The sequence below is a fragment of the Mesorhizobium sp. M0968 genome (assembly GCF_040319065.1).
In the GTDB taxonomy this organism is placed as follows: Bacteria; Pseudomonadota; Alphaproteobacteria; order Rhizobiales; family Rhizobiaceae; genus Mesorhizobium.
On sequence record NZ_JAMYNL010000024.1, the window covers coordinates 70550 to 77043 of the forward strand.

7 protein-coding genes are annotated in these 6494 nt (G+C 64.2%); 2 read left to right on the top strand and 5 right to left on the bottom strand.

What is annotated here, in order from left to right:
* The first annotated feature begins 15 nt into the window (after positions 1–15).
* Together NKH67_RS27820 and NKH67_RS27825 are read left to right on the top strand one after the other, a co-directional pair.
* Positions 16–828: an ATP-binding cassette domain-containing protein gene (locus NKH67_RS27820; protein WP_023675815.1), complete on the top strand. Its 813-nt coding sequence runs from the start codon at positions 16–18 to the stop codon at positions 826–828.
* A gap of 32 nt (positions 829–860) precedes the next feature.
* The gene (locus NKH67_RS27825; RefSeq protein ID WP_352503162.1) at positions 861–1955 is read left to right on the top strand and encodes a Gfo/Idh/MocA family protein; all 1095 of its coding nucleotides are present in this window, start codon (positions 861–863) and stop codon (positions 1953–1955) included.
* A 12-nt stretch (positions 1956–1967) separates the two neighbouring features.
* Here the strand turns inward: NKH67_RS27825 and NKH67_RS27830 are convergent, their stop codons facing one another.
* The 5 genes from NKH67_RS27830 to NKH67_RS27850 form a co-directional block, all read right to left on the bottom strand.
* Positions 1968–2837 (bottom strand): polysaccharide deacetylase family protein, encoded by an 870-nt coding sequence (locus NKH67_RS27830; RefSeq protein WP_352503161.1) that lies wholly within the window; start codon positions 2835–2837, stop codon positions 1968–1970.
* Between the two features lie 30 nt (positions 2838–2867).
* The gene (locus tag NKH67_RS27835) at positions 2868–3719 is read right to left on the bottom strand and encodes an ATP-binding cassette domain-containing protein (protein ID WP_352503160.1); all 852 of its coding nucleotides are present in this window, start codon (positions 3717–3719) and stop codon (positions 2868–2870) included.
* Positions 3716–4825: an ABC transporter permease gene (locus NKH67_RS27840; protein WP_352503159.1), complete on the bottom strand. Its 1110-nt coding sequence runs from the start codon at positions 4823–4825 to the stop codon at positions 3716–3718. Before NKH67_RS27840 ends, NKH67_RS27835 begins: the two co-directional genes overlap by 4 nt.
* A gap of 125 nt (positions 4826–4950) precedes the next feature.
* Complete coding sequence (locus tag NKH67_RS27845) at positions 4951–5943, bottom strand: substrate-binding domain-containing protein (protein ID WP_352503158.1); 993 nt, start codon at positions 5941–5943, stop codon at positions 4951–4953.
* A 207-nt stretch (positions 5944–6150) separates the two neighbouring features.
* Positions 6151–6494 (bottom strand): FadR/GntR family transcriptional regulator (locus tag NKH67_RS27850; protein WP_352614286.1); only part of this gene is annotated, 344 nt, incomplete at its 5' end.

Below are 6494 nucleotides of genomic sequence, written 5' to 3' on the forward strand. Positions count from 1 at the left end.
ACCGAACCGGCCCAAATGACCGAACCGGCAATGGAACTGCGCGGCGTCAGCGTCAATTTCGGCTCGGTGCGCGCCCTCCAGGACATCGACATCAAGGTCTATCCGGGCGAGGTCCACTGCCTGCTCGGCGACAACGGCGCCGGCAAGTCGACGCTGATCAAGGTCCTGTCCGGCGTCTATCGGCCGAGCAAGGGCGAAATCCTGGTCGACGGCAAGCCGGTCACCTTCCGCAGCCCGCGCGACGCGCAGGAGCTCGGCGTGGCAACGGTGTTCCAGGACCTCGGCATGATCTCGCTGATGTCGATCACCCGTAACTTCTTCCTCGGCCGCGAGCCGACCAAAAGCAGCCTGCCCTTCTCGCGCATCGACAAGGAGCGCGCCAACACCATTGCCAGGCAGGCGATGGCCGATATCGGCATTGACGTGCGCGATCCGACGCAGGCCGTCGGCACGCTGTCGGGCGGCGAGCGCCAGTCGGTGGCGATCGCCCGCGCCGTGCATTTTGGCGCGCGCGTGCTGATCCTCGACGAGCCGACTTCCGCGCTCGGCGTCCACCAGGCGGCGATGGTGCTGAAGTTCATCATCGAAGCACGCATGCGGGGCCTGGCCGTGATCTTCATCAGCCACAACATCCACCATGCCTATCCGGTCGGCGACACCTTCACGCTGCTCAACCGCGGCCGCAATCGCGGCACCTATGCCAAGTCCGAGATTTCGCGCGACGAGGTCATCTCGATCATGTCGGGCGGCGAGGACCTGAAGGCGGTCGAGGCGGAGATTGCCGGCCTGCTCGCCCAGATCGGCAACCGGCCGCCTGCGGCGCCTTGAGCTGACAATCGGACATTGCGGGGAATGATCCAATGAGCAGGATACGCGTCGGGGTCGTCGGCGCCGGCATGATCTCGCAGGTCGAGCATATCCCCAATCTGCTGCGCCTCGGTGAATTGTTCGAGCTGGTCGGGGTCGCCGATCCCTCGAGGATTTCGCGGCAGTTCGTCACCGACACCCATGGCATTGCCAATTTCGAAACGATCGACCAGCTCTTCGACCAGCGCCTCGACGCGGTGGTGATCGGCTCGCCGGACCCGCTACATCACGAACAGGTGCTGGCGGCGCTGGCGCGCGGCCTGCATGTCTTTTGCGAAAAACCACTCTGCTATTCGCTGGCGGAAATCGCCGGGATCGTCGCCGCGCGCGACGCCGCCAGGAAAATCGTTCAGGTCGGCTATATGAAGCGCTTCGACCCGAGCTACCGGCTGGCGCTCGCTTCGCTGCCTGGAACATCGAGCACGCTGCGCGCGGTCTCGGTGGAGGTAAACGATCCCGACGCCTGGCCGTTCATTGCCCATCAGCCCTACAGGCGCGGTACCGATATCCCACAAGACATGGTCGCCACTGTCGCCGCAAAGCAGAAGCGCCAGGTCGAAGAGGCCGTCGGCGTGCATCTGACCGATCTCGCTTTCCGTGGATTTACCGGCGCTTACAGCTCGGCCTTGATTCACGATGTCAATGCCGTCCATGGCCTGCTCGATGCGCTCGGCGTGCCGGACGGCGAGGTCGTCGGCGCGCAGATCTTTGCCAATGGCGACGGCGGCCACGGCGCCGTCAGGCTGCTGGACGGGCAGGCACTGTGGACCATGACGCATCTCACCGTGCCCAAGCTCGCCGACTACAAGGAGCGGATCACGCTGTTCTTCGACGATGCCAGCCTCGAGCTCGAATTCCCCTCGCCCTGGCTCAATCATCATCCGACCCGGCTGACGATGACGACCTCGGACGGTCACACGCTGTCGAAGAAAGATTTGCGGGCCGGTTACGCCGAAGCCTTCGTCGAGGAGATGCGTGGCTTCTGGGCGGCGATCGTCAATGGCGATGCCGTCGTCAACCCGCCCGAACACGCCGCCCGCGACCAGGCGCTGCTGATCGGGCTGACCCGGCGGCATCTGGCCTCATAAGATCGTCGGCTTTCAGATCTTGGCGGCGCGCAGTTCATCACGCATGCCGCGCATGCCGATCACTTCGATGTCGAACTCGCTGATCCACGCCTTGACGCGCGCCGTCTTGAACAACGCGTATTCCTCGGTCCGCAGATGGGCATCCGGAGGATTGATCGCCTCGAAATCGCCTACCGTGTTGAAATGCAGCGACAGGAAACTCAACCCCTCCGGGATTCTGGCAAACATCGCGTGGTAGGCCGTCTGCGCATCCGTCTTGCGCGCCCAAGGCGTTTCCAGAACGATGTCGAACACCGGTTCGCCTGCCGCTTGCGCCTTTACGATTTCGGCATCGTAGCGGGCAATGTCCAGCTCACCGGCATAGCTCGCCGGGTTGTAGCCCGACAGGTCCTTCACCAGCAGCGCCGGCAGCCGGTATTCCCGGCCGAGCTTGCGATAGATGGCGATGAATTCCGGCATCTGCGCCGTGCCCATGTGAGCGTCGAGATGGGTGATGTCGATGCCGGCAGCGATGGCGCATTCGATCTGCGCACGCAGTTCCGCTTCCACCGCATCGGGATGGGCTTTGCGCGCCTGCGGTACGGTCGGCCAGAAATAGCCGAACTCGTCAGTCATCGCAGCCGATTTGGGCGGGTTGGTCAGCGGACGCCAGCGATACGGCTTCTGCTCGCTGGTCAGCGTCAAGTGCACGCCGAGGTCGAAATCGGGATTGGCGACGGCGATCTGAGCGGCTTCCGGGAACCACGGGCATGGCGCCATCACCGAACCGGAACTGCATGTGCCGAACTTCGACAGTTCGAAAAACGCGACATTTGCGCCATGGCTCATGCCGACGTCGTCCTCGTGGATGACGACACGCTTCCTTGCGGTCTTTACGGTCATTTCCTGCTCCTGAACTGCTGCATTGTCATCTCACCCGACACGGGCAACGAGGTCGGTCAATTCGTCGAGCTCGATCTCGTCACGCCGGAACCGGCCCGCCACGCGCCCCTGCGCCAGAACCACCAGATCGTCGGCCACCGAGAGCGCGTGACGGAAATTGTGGGTGATCAGGATGACCGCCTGGCCCTGCTCGCGTGCCCTGAGAATGTGCTCGAGCACCCGGCCTGCCTGACGCACGGCCAGAGCCGACGTAGGCTCATCCAGCACAAGCAGCGACGATCCGAAGAACATGGCTCTTGCGATTGCCAGGGACTGGCGTTCGCCGCCGGAAATGTTGACGCCGCGTTCGTCGAGACCGCGTTCCCAGCGCACCCCGAGCTGATGCAGCGCCGAGCGCGCCATGTCGTCGGCGCGTTTCATGTCGAGCCATTTGAACGGCCCGAAACCTTTCAGCGGTTCGCGGCCGAGCACGACATTGCGTGTGACCGACAGCAATTCGCAGACGGCAAGGTCCTGGAACACCGTGGCAATGCCGCGTTCGCGCGCCTGAGCGGGGTTGGCGAAAGCCACCTTCTCGCCGTTGAAGCGCAATTCTCCCCTGTCCGGCGGGAAGACGCCGGACAGGATCTTGATCAAGGTCGATTTGCCGGCGCCGTTGTCGCCGAGCAGCGCCAGGATGCGTCCGGCATAGGCGCTTAGCGACACGTCGACCAGCGCGGTGGTGGCGCCGAACCCTTTCGACAGGTTGACAGCCTCGATCACCGGCACCGCGCCGGCAGCGACCGGCTCGACCGAAGGGCGGCGAAGGGTCAGGTCGTCGGAGCCGCTGCCGGCCGGCAGCCGGGCCCCGCGCTGGGCATCCAGGCCAGACGGCTCGCTCATCGCGTCTTCTCCTTCGCCGCCGTTGCGGCGTTGCCGGCAATCGCCGCGTCGGCAGCACTGCTGTCGCGCTTGAAGCCGCCCAACGGCCTGGATTTGGCGATGCGGCGCGCCACCGAGGTATTGAGGATGACCGCGCCGACGACAATGACGCCGGTGAGCGTGCGGAAGAAATGGCCGGGAGCGCCTGCCAGCACCAGGCCGACCTGGATCATGCCGAAGGTGACGGCTCCGAGAATGGTGCCGATGACGCTGCCGTAGCCGCCGGCCAGCAGCGTCCCGCCGATAACGGTAACGGCTACCGCCTGCAGTTCGATGCCCTCGCCGCGCAATGCGTCGACGGAGGAAAAGCGGGCAACCTGGATGACGCCGGCGATGGCTGCCAGCGCGGATGTGATCATGAACAGGACGACGGTGACGCGGTCCACCGGTACGCCGAGATTGCGCGCCGCCTGTTCGTTCTGGCCACGTGCCTGGATCCAGTTGCCGAACCTGGTGCGCGCCAGCAGGAAGGTGCCTGCCAGCCCGATTGCCAGGAACCACAGCATCGACATACGAAAGCCGGCAAGCAGCGGACCCGCCATTATGGCCTTGAATCCAGGCGGAATGGCGACCGTCATCGGAAAGCCGCCGGTCAGCGCGATCAGTATGCCGCGCCAGATCAGCATGGTGCCGAGCGTCACGACGAAGGAATGGATGCGGAACCTGACCACGATCATGCCGTTGGCCCAGCCAAGCGCGGCTCCGACGGCCACCGCGACCGGCGCGGCGACGATCGGTGGCAGGCCGAAGTCGCGCATCAGCACCACGCAGACGAACGAGGTGAGTCCGAGCACCGCGCCTACCGACAAGTCGAAGTGACCGCCGATCATCAGCAGCGTGACGCCGACGCTGACGATACCGAGTTCGGCCGCGACGGCCATGATGCTGATGTAGGACAGCCTGGTGGGGAAAAGCTGCGGGCTGAGCGCGGTGAAGACCAGGAACAGGATGACGACGGCCGCGATCGACGTCGCCTCCGGCCGCAGCATCAGCCGTCTCAGCGCCTCGCCGGCGACCACACGGGAGGAAGGCTTGTTGGCCGCATACGGCCCGGGCTGTTCGTTCATGCCGTCACCCCGATACAAGAGTGGCCACGAAGATGGCGAACGGGCGGCTTGGCCGCCCGTCCTGGACGCGTGCTAGGTTTTTGCTGTCGTCCAAAAACCACTGATGGACTTTTGGGCGGCGTGCATCAGCGATAGCCCTCCTTCACCAATGCCGAGACGCGCTCCACATTGTCCTTGTCGACGACCGTCGGACCGGTCAGGAAGTAATTACCTTCGATCAGGCCGTATTTCAGGTAGTGGGTCAGGAGCAGCACAGGCATGTAGCCGCGCCAGAACTGCTGCTGGTCGATGGTGAACGCCTGCCGGCCATCCTTTATCGCATCGAGCGATTGCGCGACGATGTCGTAGCCGGTGAGCACCAGGTCGTCCCGGCCGCTGTCTGCCTTGGCGGAGAGGAAACCATCGATCACGTCGCATGTGCTCGTGGCTGCGGCCGTATCGGGGTGCACGCGCAGGTAATTTGACAGCGCTTCCGCCTGCTGGCCCGGATCCATGGTCAGTTCGAGGAAGTCGGCCTCGATGCCGGCCTTCTTGAGCTCATCGATCTGCGACGTCGCCCTGAGCTGGCAGCTCGCGTCGCCCGGCTGTTGATTGGCGACCACGACGCGGCCCTTGACGCCCATCGAGACCAGTCGCTGCGCCGTCAACCTGCCCGCCGCCGCTTCATCAGATCCGGTGCGGAACAGGAAGAAATCGTTGGGATCGCGCACTTGCGAGCCGGACGGCGGCGCGGCGGCGCTGCCGAAGGCAATGCCGGCTTCCTTGGCGCGCGCGGCGACATCGGCATAGGACGAATCCTCGGCGAAGGCGCAGATGGCGATGCCGTTGGCCTGGGCGGCGATCGCCTCCTCGATCTTCTGCACCTGGTTTGGAATGGTAAGCTGATCCGGGAAAATATAGGTGACCTTCACGCCGAGGTTTTTGCCGGCCTCCTCGGCGCCGCGTGCCAGATAGCCATGAAAGCCCGTCGGTGCGGCACAGCCGACAAAGTAGATCGAGGTATCCTTGTCCTGCGCCATGGCCGCTGCGCCGAAGACCGGCAGCAAGGCCACCGCCGAAATGGCGACAACCCGGCTGACGTGGAAGCCAATTTTCGATAGCCCATTTTTCATGCTCATGCCGATTTCCCCTATGCTTGTTGTTAAGGTCGACCCAAGCGACTTGCGCATCTGGAAGCTAATCGGCAGCCGGTTCGTCAAACAGACCCATTTCGTATCGATTGACGGGAACCATTCGTGCCGAAACCTCGCCGGCAAATATTGGTCAAGCGCGCACCATCGGCGGCCGCACCGACACAATCCGACTGTTTGAATGTGTGGCGGCGGCTACCTGGACTTGATGACGCTGTCGGTATTGGCCAGCAGCTTGCGCACCGCATTGCGCGCCGCGTCCGGCCGCTGCAGGCGGATGCTCTTCTCGATTGCCTCATGCAGCCTCTGCGCATGCTGCAAATCGTCGAGTTCCCGCGTGGTATAAGCGAACAGATGATCGAATGCCGATTCGATCAGCACGCCGAGCGGCACCAGCAGATCGTTGCCCGAGGCGCGCAGGATGGCGAGATGAAACCGCGTGTCGGCGCGCGTCCGCTCCTGCAGGTTGGTCGCCTCGCCCATCTCGCGGCAGGCCTGGCTGATCTCGGCCATCTGCTCGTCGGTGCGCCGCATCGCGG